This window comes from Schleiferilactobacillus harbinensis DSM 16991, assembly GCF_000425885.1.
Classification (GTDB): domain Bacteria; phylum Bacillota; class Bacilli; order Lactobacillales; family Lactobacillaceae; genus Schleiferilactobacillus; species Schleiferilactobacillus harbinensis.
The window spans coordinates 13,344-31,358 of sequence record NZ_AUEH01000007.1; the positions used below are offsets into that span (position 1 = coordinate 13,344).

At 53.0% G+C, this 18,015-nt stretch carries 15 protein-coding genes; 12 read left to right on the plus strand and 3 right to left on the minus strand.

Going from position 1 to position 18,015, the window contains the following annotated elements:
• Positions 1-90 precede the first annotated feature (90 nt).
• The 7 genes from H627_RS0103235 to H627_RS0103265 all read left to right on the plus strand — a co-directional run bounded on the left by H627_RS0103235 (position 91) and on the right by H627_RS0103265 (position 9,736).
• Positions 91-2,736, plus strand: coding sequence for a YfhO family protein (locus tag H627_RS0103235; RefSeq protein ID WP_081674604.1), 2,646 nt, complete (start codon positions 91-93; stop codon positions 2,734-2,736).
• A 23-nt stretch (positions 2,737-2,759) separates the two neighbouring features.
• Positions 2,760-4,307 (plus strand): glycosyltransferase family protein, encoded by a 1,548-nt coding sequence (locus H627_RS0103240; protein WP_027827773.1) that lies wholly within the window; start codon positions 2,760-2,762, stop codon positions 4,305-4,307.
• A 14-nt stretch (positions 4,308-4,321) separates the two neighbouring features.
• Entirely contained in the window at positions 4,322-5,848 is a 1,527-nt protein-coding gene (locus H627_RS0103245; protein ID WP_027827774.1) for a hypothetical protein, read from the plus strand.
• A gap of 122 nt (positions 5,849-5,970) precedes the next feature.
• Positions 5,971-6,858: an aldo/keto reductase gene (locus tag H627_RS0103250; RefSeq protein WP_027827775.1), complete on the plus strand. Its 888-nt coding sequence runs from the start codon at positions 5,971-5,973 to the stop codon at positions 6,856-6,858.
• 247 nt (positions 6,859-7,105) lie between these two features.
• Positions 7,106-7,435, plus strand: a complete 330-nt coding sequence (locus tag H627_RS0103255; RefSeq protein ID WP_155827890.1) for a hypothetical protein — start codon at positions 7,106-7,108, stop codon at positions 7,433-7,435.
• Positions 7,432-8,874, plus strand: coding sequence for a glycosyltransferase (locus H627_RS0103260; RefSeq protein ID WP_027827777.1), 1,443 nt, complete (start codon positions 7,432-7,434; stop codon positions 8,872-8,874). The genes H627_RS0103255 and H627_RS0103260 overlap by 4 nt, the downstream gene beginning before the upstream one ends.
• Entirely contained in the window at positions 8,864-9,736 is an 873-nt protein-coding gene (locus H627_RS0103265; RefSeq protein ID WP_027827778.1) for a hypothetical protein, read from the plus strand. The genes H627_RS0103260 and H627_RS0103265 overlap by 11 nt, the downstream gene beginning before the upstream one ends.
• Before the next feature lie 155 nt (positions 9,737-9,891).
• Here H627_RS0103265 and H627_RS0103270 read toward each other — a convergent pair whose 3' ends face one another.
• Both H627_RS0103270 and H627_RS0103275 read right to left on the minus strand, forming a co-directional pair.
• Positions 9,892-10,938: a glycosyltransferase gene (locus H627_RS0103270; RefSeq protein ID WP_027827779.1), complete on the minus strand. Its 1,047-nt coding sequence runs from the start codon at positions 10,936-10,938 to the stop codon at positions 9,892-9,894.
• A 22-nt stretch (positions 10,939-10,960) separates the two neighbouring features.
• Positions 10,961-11,287, minus strand: coding sequence for a glycosyltransferase (locus tag H627_RS0103275; protein ID WP_027827780.1), 327 nt, complete (start codon positions 11,285-11,287; stop codon positions 10,961-10,963).
• A gap of 185 nt (positions 11,288-11,472) precedes the next feature.
• Here H627_RS0103275 and H627_RS0103280 point away from each other — a divergent pair, with 185 nt between their 5' ends.
• Positions 11,473-12,567 (plus strand): iron-containing alcohol dehydrogenase family protein, encoded by a 1,095-nt coding sequence (locus H627_RS0103280; RefSeq protein WP_027827781.1) that lies wholly within the window; start codon positions 11,473-11,475, stop codon positions 12,565-12,567.
• A gap of 51 nt (positions 12,568-12,618) precedes the next feature.
• On the opposite strand, the gene H627_RS16780 is transcribed toward H627_RS0103280, so the two are convergent.
• The gene (locus tag H627_RS16780; protein ID WP_051225128.1) at positions 12,619-13,413 is read right to left on the minus strand and encodes an alpha/beta hydrolase; all 795 of its coding nucleotides are present in this window, start codon (positions 13,411-13,413) and stop codon (positions 12,619-12,621) included.
• Between the two features lie 138 nt (positions 13,414-13,551).
• On the opposite strand from H627_RS16780, the gene H627_RS0103290 reads away from it, so the two are divergent.
• The 4 genes from H627_RS0103290 (at position 13,552) to H627_RS0103305 (ending at position 18,011) form a co-directional block, all read left to right on the plus strand.
• Positions 13,552-14,985 (plus strand): C69 family dipeptidase, encoded by a 1,434-nt coding sequence (locus H627_RS0103290; RefSeq protein WP_152319342.1) that lies wholly within the window; start codon positions 13,552-13,554, stop codon positions 14,983-14,985.
• A 144-nt stretch (positions 14,986-15,129) separates the two neighbouring features.
• Positions 15,130-15,909 carry a hypothetical protein gene (locus H627_RS0103295; RefSeq protein WP_027827783.1) on the plus strand — a complete coding sequence of 260 codons (780 nt, stop codon included), beginning with the start codon at positions 15,130-15,132 and terminating at the stop codon, positions 15,907-15,909.
• A 214-nt stretch (positions 15,910-16,123) separates the two neighbouring features.
• Positions 16,124-17,395: a betaine/proline/choline family ABC transporter ATP-binding protein gene (locus H627_RS16785; protein WP_152319341.1), complete on the plus strand. Its 1,272-nt coding sequence runs from the start codon at positions 16,124-16,126 to the stop codon at positions 17,393-17,395.
• Positions 17,379-18,011 carry an ABC transporter permease gene (locus tag H627_RS0103305; protein ID WP_027827784.1) on the plus strand — a complete coding sequence of 211 codons (633 nt, stop codon included), beginning with the start codon at positions 17,379-17,381 and terminating at the stop codon, positions 18,009-18,011. Before H627_RS16785 ends, H627_RS0103305 begins: the two co-directional genes overlap by 17 nt.
• Positions 18,012-18,015: the final 4 nt, after the last annotated feature.

The following is an 18,015-nucleotide window of genomic DNA, read 5'->3' on the forward strand; positions in this document are numbered from 1 at the left end:
GGATAATCGGTCTTTTTTTGCGGGCAGATGCTATCGAGACCCACTTTCGGGTAGAATAGGTGGTATGGATTTCTTCGTGCAGAAAAGGATGTGGCATTTTCAGTGAACGTCGTGGATTTTGATTACCAAAGCCGCCCGGCCCGGCGGTGGGATTGGCTGCTGGCTTTTGGTTTAGCCGCCGTACTCTTTTTCGCCGCCGGCATTGTTGCCCAGGCCAATCCGCTCACCGGCGGCTCGTGGCTGGGCGGCGATCTCAGCCAGCAATACGTGTCTTTTTTTCAATATTATCGGCATGTCTGGGCGGGGGCGACGGATCAGATTGGGTATAGTTTCGCCAACGGTCTGGGCGGCAGTATGGCTGGCAATTGGGCCTATTACTTATTGAGTCCGTTTAATTTACTCACGCTCTTATTTCCTGCCAGCCAAATTCCGTTGGCGTTGTATGTCTTGGTGTGGTTGAAAATCAGTTGTGCGGCTGCGGCCATGAGCTTCATGCTGCGCAAAGTCGAACCGACTTTGGAGCGGACCATCAATCTGGCACTGGCCATCAGTTACGCCATGATGGGCTATGCCATTATCTACCAAATGAATCTGATGTGGCTGGACGGGGTGATCTTGCTGCCGCTGCTGGTCTGGGCGTTACGGCGGCTGCTGGATCAGCGCAGTTATGTGCCGTACACCTTGCTCTTGGCATTGGCTGTCATCAGCAATTACTACATTGCTTATATGCTGGCGGCCTTTTTGGTCCTGTATTGCCTGTACATGGTGATCATGTCCTGGGCGGATTGGCGCAAAGCGGGCAAACAGATAGTACGGTTTGTTTGGGGCTCGCTGCTAGGCGGGCTGCTCAGCATGGTCGTGGTGGTGCCCACTTTGCTGGACCTGCTGGCCGGCAAGGGGACCCAAGCCACGCCGCATTTGCCGCTCATCATGCAGGGCTGGACGCTGGTACCGACAAAACTGATTCTGGGATCGCCCAGCAACGGACTGCCTAACGTCTTCATCGGTACGCTGGCCATGTTTGCGTTTGTCGGCTATTTCTTCAGTACCCGCTTTGCCTTGCGGGAGAAGATTGCCGGCGGGCTGGTTGCCCTGATTTTAGCTTCCGGGTTTCTGTTTAATGCGGTCAACCTTTTTTGGCACGGCATGCAGCTGCCCCAGGCCTATCCGTTCCGGTTCAGCTTTTTGGTCAGTTTCTGGTTGATTTATCTGGCGGCTACTCAGCTGACGCAAATCGATTATTGGCATTTTGAATCCTGGTTTCCCAGCACACTGGTGGGCGTTGCTGTGCTCGGCTACGCCTTCTTGATGCGTCATCGGGTGGTGGGTATCACCTGGTCCCGGCTTCTGCTCAGTGCCTTTTTCTTTCTATTAATCATGGCGACGGTCGTTTTGTGGGAGAAGCGGAGCGAACGGCTCTGGCGTTGGCTGGTGCTGCTGGCGGTAGTGGGCGAGTTTGGCGCGAACGCAGCGCTGGTCGCCCGGCAGATGGTCCGCGTGCCGACGGCCACGTATACCGAGTATTATCAGCGGACGCACCAGTGGGTGCAGACCGTCCAGAAACAGGACGACACGGCTTTTTATCGGTTGGATAAGAATTTTGTGCGGGCTAATGACCGAGGCGATGCCTTTGGTCAGGACTATGCCAGTGCATCGGTCTTTACGTCGAATACGCAGCCGGCCATCGCCAAGTTCTACACGGCGGTGGGGCTGCCAGCCTATGGTTATTGGGCGGCCTATACGAATGGTACGCGGTTGACCGATACGTTCTTGGGCATCAAGTATTTTGCCACGACAACGCAGCAGACGACACCGGCGGCTAATTTTACGAATTACGGCCAACGAAACGATTTGGCGACCCAGCCGATTACGACTCAGCAGAGCAAGGTCACCGTGCGTGAAAACACAGACGCGCTGCCCCTTGGCTTCGCGGTACCCAGCAACATGGTGACCCCGACGTACCAGACTTTGGATATCTTGGGCAACCAAAACAATTTATTCAATGCCCTGACTGGCGCGGATGATGCCTACTTCACGCCGTTGACCGCAACCGCGCCGAAATTGACCAACGCCGTATTGACCAAGTCGTTGACTGGTACGACGATCACGAAGAAGAATCCGGCCAAACCGGCCCAGGCGGTCTTCACGATTGCTGCGCCGCGCCAGCTGCCCACTTACATCACGATTGATCAGAGCTTGCTGAATACCGCTCGGGTCACCCTCAATGATCAGACCATCACGTTTTTCCCGGCCCAGTACGCCCCGGTACCGTTGGGGACGCTGCCCCGGCATGGCCGGGTTACGCTGACGTTAAATTTGCTCAGCAACAAGATTCAATATCAAGCCATGCAAATCGATCAGCTGCATCCAAATATTTTACAGGAGGCGGCAACGAAGCTGAAGCAGCAGTCATGGCGGCTGCGCAAGGTCAAAGCCAATGAATTGGCCGGCGCGATCACGACGACCAGAGACCAACAGCTGCTGACGACGATTCCGTACAGTCGGCGCGGTTGGACTGCCACGGTGGACGGCAAACCAGCCGCTATTAAGCAGGCTTTGAATACGTTTATCAGCGTGCCGCTGAAAGCTGGACAGCATCAGGTGGTGCTGCGCTACCGGATTCCGGGTATGCGATTGGGCATCGGCCTCAGTATCGCCGGTCTGGTTTTGCTGATCGGCACCTTGATCATCGTCCGGCGGAAGCGGCCGGCTGATGGCGACGATGAGATTCAGTAATGAGTGAAGGGGGAGATTCACTAATGCTGGGCAAACGCCTGCGACGTTGGCTGTGGCCGACGGCTTTGACCATCTTGGCGGCCATCGCCAATATTCTTTATTCCGGTGTGTCGTTTATTTATTATCCGATCACGCTGCCGGATCCGAATTGCTACCTCACTGTCGGGCGGGCCATGGCCGCCGGGAAGGTGATGTACAAAGACATTTTTGATCAAAAGGGACCATGGACCTATTTTCTCCACTGGTTCACGATCACCATCACGCCGAATCAGGGCGATTACGGTTACCTGATTTTCGACATTTTCTTCACCGTGCTGATCCTGTGGTTCGCCTACAAGATCATGCGGCTGTATTTGTCTTTCCAGTGGAGTGCGCTGCTCACGCCGGTTTATCTGGTGCTGATCATGCAGCCGTATTTCTATCCCATGGATGACACGGTGGAGATTACCTGTATGCCGGTGATGCTGGCTGCCATTTATTTGGTGCTGCGTCAGGTCCGGCAGCCTGACCGGTTGGTTCATTGGTGGGAATCTGGGCTGCTCGGCGTGGGTCTGAGCTGGATTTTGTGGACTAAGTTTTCGTTGATCCTGCTGCCCGGGGTGGCCACATTGGTGCTGATCACCTACGGTTGGCGCGCTCAAAGTGCGCCAGAAGCACTGCGGCACATTATTTGGGGAGTGATTGGCGCTTTGCTCCCCACGATCCCGGTGATCATTTATTTTGCTGTCAACCATGCGTTCAGTTATCTTTTCCATTATTATTTTGTGGTTAATTTGACGGCCTATAGTCCCGCCTCGTGCATGATTCTGCCCTTGGCGATTTTGCGGGGCATGACTTACGGTATTTTTCACAACTTGACCAGTAATTGGGGTCTGGGAATCGCAGGCGTATTATTCTTTCTTAGTTTTTTCGTCGGACCAGTGGCTCCACGGCGCTGGGGCGATCGGCTGGCGATTTTCCTGCCATTCTTCGCCGGGCTGTTTGCGGTGGCGTATCCCCAATATGGCGGCTATTATGTCTACCCCGATTGGGTGATCGCGCCCATCGCCGCCGTGACCGGGGCGTGGTCATTGGTGAAAGCCTTCCCGATGCTGAAAGGCTGGCAGCTGGCTGGTCGCCATCTGGGTTTTGCCTGGACTGGGGTGGCCTTCACCTTGCTGTTGGTTCTGGCAAGCTTGAACACCACACCGCGTCAATCGTGGCTATATAACAAAGACAAACCGGTTTTTGACCAATTCGTCGCGCCAATTCGCAAAGATCCGAACAAGGACGCGTCGCTCATGCTTTACAACGTGATGGACCAGGGGTTCTATTATTTTTCTGGGAACAAGATTCCGCCGACTCGCTATTTCACCCACTACAACATCAAGGATAAACAGTTCCCGGAGTTGAAGCAGGATCTGAACAAGCGGCTGCGGGCGCGCTCGGTGGATTACGTGATTACCCGGCACGGGACGGCTAACAAATACCGAAAGTTCAAGGTGGCTAAGGTGATCAAGCAAAATTACCGGCTGATCAAGACACTGCCTTATTGGGGTATGACCTATGATCTGTACCAGGCCAAGAAGTAGGAGGAGACAAAAACTTGGAGAAAAGTAAAACGCTGTTGCGCCGGGGCTGGCAGCTCTGGTTGGCCCTGGTGGCCGGAATCAGCACGCTATTATTCGCCGGCACGTCGGTGCTGTACCATAATATTTCATTGCCTGATCCGAACTATTATTTCACTGCCGCCCGCATGATCATGAACGGCAAGGTGATGTACCGAGACATCTTTGAGCAGAAGGGGCCGCTGGTGTATTTCACCCATGTCATTGCCCTGGCCATTACTCCGGGTCGGCGGGATTACGGCTATTCGATCATTGAATTCCTGTTGATGTTTTTCCTGCTGTGGTTCACCTACCGGATCATGCGGCTGTATTTGCCCCGTATCTGGGGCGCGGTGCTGACCCTGCTATTCCCGGCGGTCTTCTTGCAAAACGCTTTGTTCCGGGAGGGGGACACGGTGGAGATCACCAGCACGGTGATCATGATGGGGGCTTTGTACCTGGTCATGCGGCAGATGGTTCAGCCGGCGCACCGGGTTCGGTTCTGGGAATCCGGGCTGCTCGGCATGGGCGTCGCGTGGATCCTCTGGAGCAAGTTTTCGTTGGTGTTAATGCCCGGTATCGCAGCGCTGGTGCTGGTCGCAGTGGTTTGGGGCAATCAAGGCTGGCGCCAGGCGCTGCTGCACACGGGACTGGGGCTGCTGGGCTTCGTGCTCATCACCGGTCCAGTCTTGTTCTATTTTTGGCACTATCGGGCTTTGAATGATCTATTTAACGTGTATTTTTACTGGAATCTCAATGCTTATACGGAAGCGGCCAAATTACCGTTGGCTGGTGCAATCCTGTATGGGGCATACTTAGGCGTGGCCAATGCGCTGATGTCCTATCCGATCCTGATGTGGGCGGCGGTGATCGGTCTGCTGGGTGTGTTCCTTGGCCCCTTCACCCCGCGCAAGGGCTGGTATCGCTTGGGTTTGTTCTTGCCGCTGTGGGGCGTTATGTTCTCCGTCGGCTATCCGCATTTGTTGGGGTATTACATCTATCCCTTGGTCATTTTTGTACCCTTGGCGCTGCTGACAGCGGCGAAGCTGATCCTCTTTCTTTATCCCAAGCTGGCAGAGTGGCAGCCGCGGGGTTGGGCGACCGTGGGGACGTGGCTGGCGCTGACGGTAGTGACCCTGCTGATTGCCGCCGGATTCAACAACACGCCCCAACAATCCCGACTGTTTGAGAAAGAAGATCCGGCCATTTTTCAATTCATGGCGCCGGTGCGTCATGATCCCAAGGCCAGCATGATGCTGTTTGGCGTCATGGATTATGGCTTCTATTATTACGGTGGGAATAAAGAGCCGGTATCGAAGTATTTCGCCGTGTACAATTTGGATTGGAATAAATTTCGTTATCCGTGGAAGGATTGGGATCAGCGCTTGGCGGACAAGAGTGTGGACTACGTGGTAACGAATACCGCCCGGGCCCACTCGAATGGCCATTTGCGGAAGAATTATAAGTATTTGTCCACTGTGCATATTCAGGGGCAGGCGTTTGACCTATATCACGTGCGCAACTAATTTTGCAGGCAGCAACGACCACGCCAGGCCGTTACTGCCTGTTTTTGATTGGCCGCAACTTGACTTAACATAGCTAAGTTCCTTACACTAAGTAAGGAGACTATTTCAGAAAGGATGGTAACATGGCTAAAATTAACGCACACAGTCTAACGGATACTTACACGCTGACTAACGGGGTGAAAATTCCGGTCATTGGCTTCGGTACTTGGCAATCTTCACCAGAGGATGCTTATAATTCGGTTAAGTGGGCTTTGGAAGCCGGCTATCGCCATATTGATACCGCGGCCACTTATGAGAATGAAGAAGCTGTTGGTCGTGCGATTCGCGATGCTGGGGTGCCGCGGAAAGAACTGTTTGTCACCACGAAACTGTGGAACGAACAGCGTAATTCCTACGATGATGTACTGCATGCCTTCCGGGATTCCCTGACGCGGCTGGGCTTAGACTACATTGATCTGTACTTGATCCACTGGCCGGAACCGGCTGCTCATCATCAGGATTGGCAGCATTTGAATGCCGAGACGTGGCGGGCCATGGAACACATCTATCATTTGGGCAAAGCCCGGGCGATTGGTGTATCGAATTTCTTGGCGCACCATTTGGATGAGCTCGCCAAGACGCAAAAGACACCGCCGATGGTTAACCAGATTTTCCTCAATCCCCATTCTCCACAACCGGACATGGTCGCTTACAATGCAGCTCACGATATGCTCAGCGAGGCGTATTCGCCGCTGGGCACCGGGGAATTGCTGAAGAATGAAACGATTGGGGCGATTGCCCAGAAGCATGGCAAGTCCCCGGCTCAAGTGCTGGTACGCTGGAGTTTAGAGCAGGGCTTCCTGCCGTTGCCGAAATCCGTGCACCAGAATTACATTCAAGCCAACGCGGACGTCTTTGATTTCGAATTGGATGAGGATGATACTCAGAAGATCGGCGCGTTGGCCGGACAAGGCCGGCAGCGGCAGGATCCGACAACGTTTGATTTCAATAAGCAGATTCCGTTTTTGTGAGTTGAGCCATTGAAAAAGCCTGACGGTACGCGCAGTTGCGTATGCCGTCAGGCTTTATTGATATTACTGAGCGATGCGGGCTTTGACATCTGCCAAAGTCGTCCACCAGTCGGCCTCCCAGGGATCGGCAATTGCCAGATGCTGCCAGGGTAGAAGTATTCATCAATGGCATAGCACCGGCATGCCAATCGGTCTGCCGCTCCAGAAAAAATGTTTACCCAGGTCGTTTACGATGATGTCGCGTGATTTGACCAAAGAAACTACTGTCTCAGTGGCGTTGCAAGCTGGTATGATAGGGATAAAAGTGAATGACGCCAGTGCAGTCAACGGGCAAAACTTGGTCGTACTGCCCAATCGGTTTGCGGCCATTAGCGTACCGGTACTCGCTGGTCAATCGACGGTTGCGGTGTTTCAGGCACCCGATCAGGCTCAAATCGAGCAGGTCCAAGCAGCCCTGCAAGCGGGGGTGCCGGTGCGGCTCCAAGTGTTTGGCCCTGGCCTTGGCGGCTGGGCTGATCAGTTGCGGCCGGCGCTGTCACCCAACTTTTCGTTTCTAGACAGTGAGGGAAAAGCATGAATTTCTTTGTTAACGGCACCATGGGTATCGGCAATTCCGGCATCGAACACGCTGAATTTTATCGGGCCAAACTTTTCGATCAGGTTGGCTTAGAATACAAGTACGTTTTCGTTGATTTGGCCCCCCAATTACGGGAAGCCATGGCCGAGTGGCATATTGCCAACGAGACAGTTGCCAATATGTGGGAGTATTTCACTCTCGGCGATCGGTATTTGACCAACGGTGTAACGCGTGAGTTTAAGAAAAAAGACGATCTGGTCATCGACAGTACCAAGACCCATCGGAAGCGGGAAACATGGACACCCAGCGGTTTGCGAATCGTAGAGCATCTGGTGAAGTACCCGAATAAACACGAAAAAACGGATGTCTTACTGGTCAGTACAGCCCGGGTGGAGATTTTTTCCCGAATTGATGGCCGACGCAAGGTTGAGTTTGAATACGTGGACGATCCGCACCGCAAGTTTCAAATCCGCAATATCCATGTCTATGACTTAAACGGCCAGCATCTATTCTTTCCCAATGAAATGTTGGCGCGGCGGTACTTTTTCCATCAGCTGGCGCGGGTCTACGCCGAACATAATGTCTTCATGATTGACCGTGGGGAACGGAATGAAGTGGCTCTGTATGCGCCCAAGATACCGAATGCGACGGTGATCCATGTAATCCACGCAGACCATCTCACCAATCGCGACGATCCAGCTAAACCGCTGTGGAACAATTACTACGAATATCTGTTGACTCATTTGGATCGCGTGGCGAAAGTGGTGGTGGCCACCAAGATGCAGCGGGCAGACTTACTGCGGGACTTCCCCCAGGAGGGCGATAAGTTTGTCGCGATTCCGGTCGGCGGAGTGCGGGACCAAGCACCTGCGAACATTGACCATCCGCTGACGGCGCCATTGAAGCTGATCACGGCATCCCGGCTATCTCCTGAAAAGAATGTTGATTTTATTGTCCGGGCAGTGGCCAAGGTCCACGATGAGGGTACGCCGATCACGCTGGCGGTGTATGGTGACGGGATCAAGAAGCCCCAGTTGGAGAAATCAATTGCGGAACTCCATGCTGCGGACTACATCACTTTGGCGGGCCAGTCCAATCATCTTGAGGATCTTTACCCACAGTATGATGCCTTTATTTCCGGATCATTTTCTGAAGGCTTCGGGCTGACCTACATTGAGGCACTGAACGCGGCCTTGCCGGTTGTGTCATTCAGTGCCCGCTATGGGGCCCTGGAGCTTATTGAGAACGGGGTGAACGGATTCTTGCAGCCGTTTAAACGGAATGATGATCAGTACGATATTGATCAGTTAACAGAGGGCTTGCATCGTTTACTGGCCGCCGACTATCCGCAGCTGCGGAAGAACACACAGCAATCCGTACGCGATTACCGCGATAGCGTGATTGCGAAGAAATGGCAGGTGCTGATCAATGAATTATGAGCTGATTAATGGGGTCTCGCCCCAAAGTCCCGCGTGGCCGACATTCAAACAGTGGGCCAAGGAAGAAAACGCGCCGTTCATTGTTCTTCAGCCATTGCCGGGGCTGCTCGGCGTGGCTAAGGAACAAGATATCCAACTGCGCAGCGTCATCGACTTTGTCACGAAGCGGCGGTATGCAAAAGATTCTTATCGCTTTTTTAATGAGGCACCAGTGCCTGACGGTGCAGAGATTTTCATGAGTGGCGACGGTGTCATCAGCATTATTTACGAAGGCGAAATCATCGGCTATGTGACTACTTATGCGAATACACGGCGGGCAGTCAAACAGATTGATTATCTCAATCCGGACCAGACGAAGGACTTCACGGAAGAGTATGCCTATGATGGCAATCAATACAGCAATTTGTTTTACTATGACAACACGCTGCAGCAGATCCAGTTTTTAAATAATGACGGCCAAATAGTGGTGCGGGAGTATCTGTACGATGGGATGATCAATATGATCACGATTGAGGACCCAATCACCGGTAAAGTCGTGACCCAGTATGATGACTTGACTCGTTTTTTGACGGCCACTGTAGCCAAAATGGTCACGGCCCACGATACCGTCCGCATTCACTATATGGGCGTTGAGCTGAACGTGCTTAAGGATTCGCCGGCTCACAATGTGCTGCGGCTGGCCGAGGCGCCTTTTGATGATCAGGGGACAGTCCGCGGCTTTCTGCTGATGATTCTGAAGGATGAGATCAACTATGTGCAGGAAGTGGAAGTGTCCCGGGCCGCTTATCAGGCACTCACCGTGCAGAATATCCCCTTGGAGAAAGCGACAATTATTGACGATCCATTGAGTGACCCCAAGTAAGCACTTGCTCATGTGTACTCATGGGAAGGCCGCGATCTGTGGGACGACCATTCACCTTTTTGGCGGATGGCTGTTTTTTAGTAAGCGCCTTTCTCAAACGTGGTGCAGAGTTTAATGAAAACAGGTGTTGCCATGCCTGTTTTTCATTCTGAGAACTACTGAAAATTAATGTCACCAACGAAAGCCTGCTGCTCCGCTGTTGCAAGCACTCGGTTGGTAAAGTAGCCGTCTCGAAGTAAGACGCCCATATTATTGACGTGTACCAGCATATCCTTGATTTCATCGTCGCTTAGATTTGCTAGCAGCCCATCAATTTCATCCAGACTGCCGATGGTCAGCACTAGATGGTTTTTCTCGATAAACGGTGCCACTGCTGCCTGCTTCCAGACGATCACTGGCATGCCATGGGAAAGATAGAGCGATACTTTATGGGGATGATTGTATTTCGTATAACTTCCGTAATGACCCATCCAAGAATCACTGTCCCAGGCCAAGCCAAACCCCTTAGGCAGTTGATTGATCAGATCATCCCGGCGCAGGGCCCCATGATACTCTACTTTTGGATTATCCCGGAGTCCTTTCTGAATCGCATCATCGGCAACGCCAAACACTGAGATAGGAGTTTCTTCGTGCCACTCTGTTAAGTAAGATGATTTGAAAAGATTACCGGATAAAACCAAGGTCTTGGTAAACTCTTCAGGAGACGTAAAAAGGCGGTGCCAGTCGTGGTTATTGTCCAGATAATCTAAGAGATATTGAGAGACCATAGGGACATTGACGCCAAGTTCTCGTAACTTGGCGCCCATAATTGGGTTGTGAATGATCAGAGCATCAGCTTTGTTAAAATAGGGGATCTCATCAATACTGTTGCCAATATTGGTTCCCCGAAGAAATTCGACATCGTGGATGAGCAGAACGACTTTGACGCCGCGATTATGCATTTGATCAATGAAGAACTGATCGAAGCGGGGGCTGATCAGGACGGGATATTGATATACCACAAGATCGCCGTTGGTGACGGCTGCTGTGATCCCGTCAATGCGGGACTGAATGGCTTGATTGGATTCGTAATCGCTGTTATAGCGAAAAATGTGCAGCGGCGCATACCCGTTCTGAATGCCGATGGCGGTGATGTCATCCTTGGCTTGGGAGGTTGCATCGGCGGATTCGCCTTGAATGATATCTGTGATCCATTTTCGCAAAATGATTCCTCTTTTCGAGAATTTATTTAGGCAGTGTGATTGGGCCGAAGCGTACCGTTTGCTCAGCAGCAAGCAGCACCCGTTTAGTAAAGCAGTCCACGCGCGCCCCGCGCATCTTCATGCAATCAATAAAGCGGGTCTCAAAGCGCGGACCATTCAAACCGGGATATTGATAGACTAGAAAGTCGCCAGCAGCCACTGCCGCCGTGATTCTGTCGATCCGTGAATCCACCGCTTGGTCGGACTCATACGCACCATTATACCGGTACATGTTTAACCATTCGTAACCGACGTGGCGTCCAGTGTGGGCGCTTCGATCATGCGGGCCGCCGTTGAATTTAACCTGCACACTCTCCACTAGAACTATATCAAGGAATGTAAGCGCTTCGCCATAAACTTTTAGTAAGTAACATTATGCTTTCTGACCCCGCATTTGAGAAAAATAATGTAAATGAGGATAACGGTTGCTTTACAACCACTAAAGGGGTATATTACTCATCAAGTTATTAATCGACACACAAGGAGAAATTGCTTATGGATATTGACGAAGAAATTCGACCGGGGACCAACCGTTATGTTAGTGAAGAGGGGGCCACTGCCAATCTGCCAACACTGTTGACGGGATTCTCTCATCCAATTATCATCACCGGGGAGAAATCCTATGCCGCTTACCAAGCCCACACAACCAAACCGTTGCGCTTGCCGGTGTATCGTTATGACGGTTCAGCCAGCGATGCGGATGCTGCCCGTATCGCCGCGGAAGCAAAGCACGCCGACATGATTATTGCCATTGGCGGCGGCCGGCTGCTGGACACCGCGAAATTGGTGGCTGAGATTTTCGACTGTGAATACATTACGGTACCGACATTGGCGTCAAACTGCGCACCGTATACGCCGATCGGCGCCATCTACAATGCCGTCGGCCACACCTTTAATCGCGTCGCCTACTTCCCCCGAGCACCTTACGCTACCGTGGTGGATTGGGATATTATTGCCACTACGCCGGAGGATTACTTAGTCGCCGGAATCGGTGATACATTGGCTAAGTGGTACGAGATGGAGGGTATTACCCGGCCTCGGCGGGACAGTCTCACGGCTTTCAGCCAGCTGGGGTTTAGCGCGGCCCAAACGATTCGGACGATCCTGCAGCGCGCCGCGGTCCCAGCAGTCGTTGCCCTGCGCAAAGGTCAGGTAACGGCGGACCTGGTCGCCATTGCCGACACGATCATTGGGATTGCTGGCACCGTCGGCGGTTTTGCCGGGGCGGACGGTCGCATGGCTGGGGCCCACGCGATCCATAACGGGCTGTCCTATGTTGATGAAACCCACGAAATTCTCCATGGGTCGAAAGTCGCTTACGGTATCCTGGTGCAACTCGCCTACACCGGGGACGACGATGAGATCCGTGCACTCCTGCCGTTTTACCAGCAGGTCGGCCTGCCCACGAATCTCAGTGATCTTCACGTCGTCCGCGACTTAAAGGTGAAAAAGGCTCTCGTCGCCGACTGGGCCGCCGCCGATACAGAATCTTTCCGCTTAATTGACCCAGACATTTCGTCAGAGAAGGTCCTGGCGGCGATGGACAAGGTCGAAGCTTTAACTGCCGCGCCCTTGGTGGATGAAGGGTGAAAAAAAGGGCCGGCCAGCAAAAAATGGTCGGTCCTTTTGGTCTGCTAAAAATCAATGTGTTACGTGTGCCAGTACCCATCGATACGCCAACGGCGTCGCCATCTGCCAATACGCCCAGCCATGATCAAAGCCCTGATCCTGCACATAAACCGTCGGAATACCAACTTCCTGCAGCACCGTCACAAAGTCCCGGACATCATGCACCGGCACCGTCTGGTCATCACCGCTGGTCGCCACATAAAAATCGACTCGGCCTTTGCCGTGATGGACATCGTGGACAGGCAGCTGGGCATTGTACACTTTATCCGCCCAATTTGTTTGGCCATCCGTGAAGGCGTGCAGTGACTGACGGAACGGACTGTTACTGGGAATATGTTCCCAAATTGCCGGCGAAATCAGCGCCGTGTGGGCAAACACATCCGGATAACGCAGTGCGAGGCGGGCGGCGCCGTAACCGCCCATGGAAATTCCGCCGATGGCGTGGCGGCTGGCACCCCCGAGAATTCGGTAACGGGCAAAGATAGCGGGCACCAAGTCGTGCATGATGGCATCTTCCATCGCCATACCGTTGATCGCATTAATATAGAAGGAATTAAATCCGTCCACAAAAATCACGATCATGGCGTGCCCGGTTTGAACAAATAAATCGTCCAGTATTTGCTGGGAATCGAAGCGCTCCAGCAAGTTGCGGTGGTTTCCGTACAAGCCGTGGAGCATGAACAGTACCGGATAGCTCAGTGTACTGTCGTTGTAACCTGCTGGCAGATAGGCATCGTAATTCCAATCGATCCCCAGGATTGGTGAGTATACGGTGGTGGTCACTACCTGACTTTTCGTCATGATCATAGCTTTGTTGTCCCCGTCCTTTTTTGTTTACATGACCATTGTAACGCGCGGGCTGGTCAGGGAAAAACAAAGCGTTCCCCACACTGGCCTGCGGTGGTAGAATTGGCACATAGTTTGAAAATCAAAGGGGTCTTTCAGTTGCGTATTAATCGTTCAAGTTGTACTGCTGTATTAGTCGGAAAAGAAGCCAGCGTCGACCATGCCACCATGATTGCTCGAAATGAAGATGCCGAGGGCGGAATCAACCCCAAGCGGCTGATCTATGTGCCTGCCCAGACGGCCAGTCGGGAATTCAAGTCCACCTTCAACGGCTTCCACGTGCAATTGCCGGGGGATGCGCTGGGCCACACGCTGACACCGATGGCTGACACCAGTACAGACGGTGAATGGGGTGAGTCGGGCATCAATAGTGCCAATGTGGGCATGAGTGCCACGGAAACGGAGTTCACCAACGCCGCCATGCTTGGGCTGGATCCGCTGGTTCCGGACGGCATCGGTGAAGAAGCGATGCTCAGCTGTGTGCTGCCCTTTGTGAAGACCGCTCAGGAAGGCGTGGAACGCTTGGGTCAACTGATCAGCGAGTTCGGTACCTGTGAGAGCAACGGGATCGCCTTCAATGACGTCAATGAAGTCTGGTACTTTGAGACCGTCGGCGGCCACCACTGGGCGGCTCAACGGATCCCAGACGATGCCTACGTGATTGCTCCGAACCAAACCGGTATCCAGGAGATCAACTTCGCGGATTCGGCGAACTTCATCACGGCGCCGGACCTGCAGGCCTTTGCCCAAAAGAATCATTTGAATACAGCCCGAGAAGGGTTCAACTTCCGTGAAATCTTCGGTGAAGATCTGCGCAGCGACCGGTTCTACAACACACCCCGAGTTTGGGCGGCCCAGCGGCATTTCCAAAAAGATCTGCCGGAAGTACCGGAATCCCGGGAATTGCCGTTCATTCAGCATGCCCCGCGTAAGATTTCGGTGATCGATGTGGCGATGGTTTTGTCCGACCACATGCAGGGGACGCCCTACGATCCTTACGGGCGTACTGGTACAGATGAGGAAAAGAGCCGCTATCGCCCAATCAGCATGAACCGGAATCAGGAAATGCATATTCTGGAGATTCGCAGCGACGTGCCCGCAAGTTATCGAGCAATTCATTGGCTGGCAATGGGAATGAATCCGTTCACGTTCCCGCTGCCGTTTTATGCCAATGTCAGCGATACGCCGGCGTTTTTCAAGAATACCACGAACGATGCCACCACCGAGAATTGGTACTGGCTGAATAAGATCATTGCCAATATGGTTGATCCGTTGTTCACCAAGCGAGATCAGGACGTCATGAACCGCATCCTGAATTTCCGCCGTGCGGGCTTTGCCCTGGGCAGCGGTACAGTGGCTAAGAATGATGCTGGTTTGGCGGCCAGCACCGCTGACGCCACGGCCCAATTGACGGCTGCCAATCAGGCCATGGCGGACCAGGCTGTTGCCCTGACAAAGGCTTTGCTGACGGACGTGACTACGATGGCCGCGGACCGGTTGACCCTGCAATTTGAAAAGGGCGGCGAAATGTAATTTCTGCGGTCTATCAGATAGCTGTCTCCCAGGAGATGGCTGTTTTTTTAATACGTGCGTCGCGATCAAGGCCCAACACGTGACAAATTATGGGAAACGTGGTATGAAGGAGGTGTCTGTTCTTTAAAGGGGAGAGGGAACACCATGTTACAAGCACTCAATTTTGAAATTAACAGTTATTTAGAAGGCCACGCCAGCGTGAGCGTTACCTTCACTGGGGATGAGGTCCACGTGGTGATTCACAGCACGGCGCGGCCCGCACACAACGGTCGGACGACTTATCCAGCCAATTTATGGATGGCTTGGCGCCGCCGGTTCACCAGTTTACATATTGCACAGTGGCATCCGGAATATATGACCACGAATCTGACCGTACGGGATGGGGCACGCTGGTCAGTGCAGTATCAGATGGATGATGTATGGCATACACGCCGCGGCGTTACCCGGCTGCCCCATAACTGGCTGGCTTTTTTACGCTGGCTGGACGTGATCGCCCCGATTTTTTTCGTCGGGGAAGTGGACGATCTCACACTGGGGTATCGTCAGGGTTTTCATGTAGAAAAAATGCACATTACTCGGCCTAATCGATCCATTGTGCTCACCCGGGACTTGCCCTCGGGGGAGCATACCAGCTTTTTGACAGTCCGTCACCCGGCGGTATTGGACCTGTTGGATGATGTGTCGTTCACAGCGGCTGATACCAAGTGTATGACGCCGGGTGTCCTGAATAAGACTAAACCGGGATACTTTCTCATGGCGACTATGCACCATCAAGAGCCGCTGGCGATTCAAGGCTTGCACGGAATCGCGTCGTTGCCGGGAAATTGGGATGATTTTCTGGATGATCTGCAAGATCTGCTGGCCAGTGAGAATGATTTCAGTTTATTCACCGATCGCCCAGACAGCATTGTTGGGCGTGCATAAATAGCGCGCTGTTTGGTATGTAAACCATGACAAGCAGCGCGTTTTCTGGTACAACAAGGGCAGACTAACGGCGGTCAGAGACAATTGCCGCTGAGGGTTGCAGGAAGGGGGATGGAAGGGTCGCCATGTATTGCATAATTCACGGCATATTTGCATATTCTCAGAAATTCCGGTAACATAGAAGACACTGTTTTTTACGAAATCACGAAAGGACGTGGCGCTTACGGCATTCCTCGAAATTTCCCATCTGCGCAAAGTATATGGAGATAATGTTGCAGTATCTGACTTTAATATCTCCGTGGAGCGGGGGGAATTCATCTGCTTCATCGGTACTTCCGGTTCTGGGAAGACAACGACGATGCGGATGATCAACCGTATGAATGAACCAACTTCAGGAACAATTAAAATTAATGGTGAAGATGTTACCAAAATGGATCCGGTGAAATTACGCCGGCGCATTGGTTACGTGATTCAAAATATCGGCCTGCTGCCCCATTTGACCATCAAGGACAATATTCTGATGGTGCCCAAGATGCTGAAATGGGATCAAAAGCGCATGGACGAACGGGCGGTCGAAATGATCAAGATGGCCGAATTGCCCGAAGACTACTTAGACCGCTATCCCAGTGAACTCTCCGGCGGCCAGCAGCAGCGGGTCGGCGTGGTCCGGGCCTTAGCCGCTGATCAGGAATTGATTTTAATGGATGAACCCTTCGGTGCCTTGGATCCGATCACCCGGGACGCCCTGCAGGACTTGGTTAAAGACCTGCAAGAACGGCTGGGCAAGACCTTTGTCTTTGTCACCCATGATATGGACGAGGCCTTGAAGCTGTCGACTCGCATCGTGGTCATGTCCCACGGGGAAGAAGTCCAGGTGGATTCGCCGGAAGAAATTCTGCGCCACCCGGCCAACAAATTCGTCGCGGATTTGATTGGTGAAGATCGTTTGATTCAAGCGAAACCGACGATCACCACCGTTGGCCAGATTGCCCGGCCGGCGGTCTCCATCGTGCAAACGGCGACCTTGCGGGAAGCCTTGACTTTGATGCATAAGACCCGGGTCGACACCTTATTGGTCACCGATCCCGATGGTATTCTGCGGGGCTATGTGGACTTAGAAGTGATCAATGACCACTTCCGGACCGCCGACACCGTTGAATCGGTCATGAACCCCAAGGTCTTCTATGTCCGCCAAAGTGCGGTCATTTCGGACACCGTGGACCGGATCTTGAAGCGGGGTTACCGCAACGTCCCGGTCGTGGATAATGCTGGTAAATTGACTGGCATCGTTACCCGCGCCGCCTTAGTCGACATGGTGTACGATGCCTTGGGCAGCGGCACATCCAACGATGACGGCCAAGATCGCTCCACAGACGGTCCGCGCACTGACATCGGCACCACCGATGTTAAGGAAGGCGCCCACGCCGTTGACCCTACCCCTGACGATAAGGAGGAGGTGCCTGCCAATAATGGTCACCTTTCTTAATCAATACGGCGGTCAGCTGATGCAGGAGCTGGGCGAGCATATCTACATTTCTGCTGTCGCCTTGGCCTTGGGGGTCATTGTTGCGGTACCGCTGGGCATTCTGCTGACGCGGGCGAAGAAAATCGCCGGTTTTGTCATCGGTTTGACCAGTGTCTTGCAGACAATTCCTGCCATGGCGCTGCTGGCCATGATGATTCCAATCTTTGGGATCGGCACCACGCCGGCAATCGTCGCGCTGTTCATTTATTCCTTAATGCCAATCTTGCGGAATACTTATATTGGTATGTCCGACGTCAATCCGAACTTGTTGGATGCCGCCAAGGGTATGGGCATGAGCAACTGGCAGTCCATTAAGTGGGTTGAGTTTCCCCAGGCCGCGGGCGTGATCATGTCCGGCATTCGGCTGTCGGGGACTTACGTCATTGCCTGGACCGCCCTAGCATCTTATATCGGTGCTGGCGGTTTAGGGGACATGATTTTCAACGGCTTGAACCTGTACCGTGGCGACTTGATTCTGGGCGGCTCCATCCCGGCCATCATTCTCGCGCTGGTCGTTGACTGGCTGCTGGGCTTGGTCGAGAAGAAAGTCACTCCGGCCACTACGCAGGAGGTGTGAGTTG

Bases quoted from the DNA above. Each gene is read 5' to 3' on its own strand.
- H627_RS0103240 (WP_027827773.1), top strand. From the start codon at position 2,760: ATGCTGGGCAAACGCCTGCGACGTTGGCTGTGGCCGACGGCTTTGACC.
- H627_RS0103250 (WP_027827775.1), top strand. From the start codon at position 5,971: ATGGCTAAAATTAACGCACACAGTCTAACGGATACTTACACGCTGACT.
- H627_RS0103260 (WP_027827777.1), top strand. From the start codon at position 7,432: ATGAATTTCTTTGTTAACGGCACCATGGGTATCGGCAATTCCGGCATC.
- H627_RS0103265 (WP_027827778.1), top strand. From the start codon at position 8,864: ATGAATTATGAGCTGATTAATGGGGTCTCGCCCCAAAGTCCCGCGTGG.
- H627_RS0103280 (WP_027827781.1), top strand. From the start codon at position 11,473: ATGGATATTGACGAAGAAATTCGACCGGGGACCAACCGTTATGTTAGT.
- H627_RS16780 (WP_051225128.1), bottom strand. From the start codon at position 13,413: ATGATCATGACGAAAAGTCAGGTAGTGACCACCACCGTATACTCACCA.
- H627_RS0103295 (WP_027827783.1), top strand. From the start codon at position 15,130: ATGTTACAAGCACTCAATTTTGAAATTAACAGTTATTTAGAAGGCCAC.
- H627_RS0103305 (WP_027827784.1), top strand. From the start codon at position 17,379: ATGGTCACCTTTCTTAATCAATACGGCGGTCAGCTGATGCAGGAGCTG.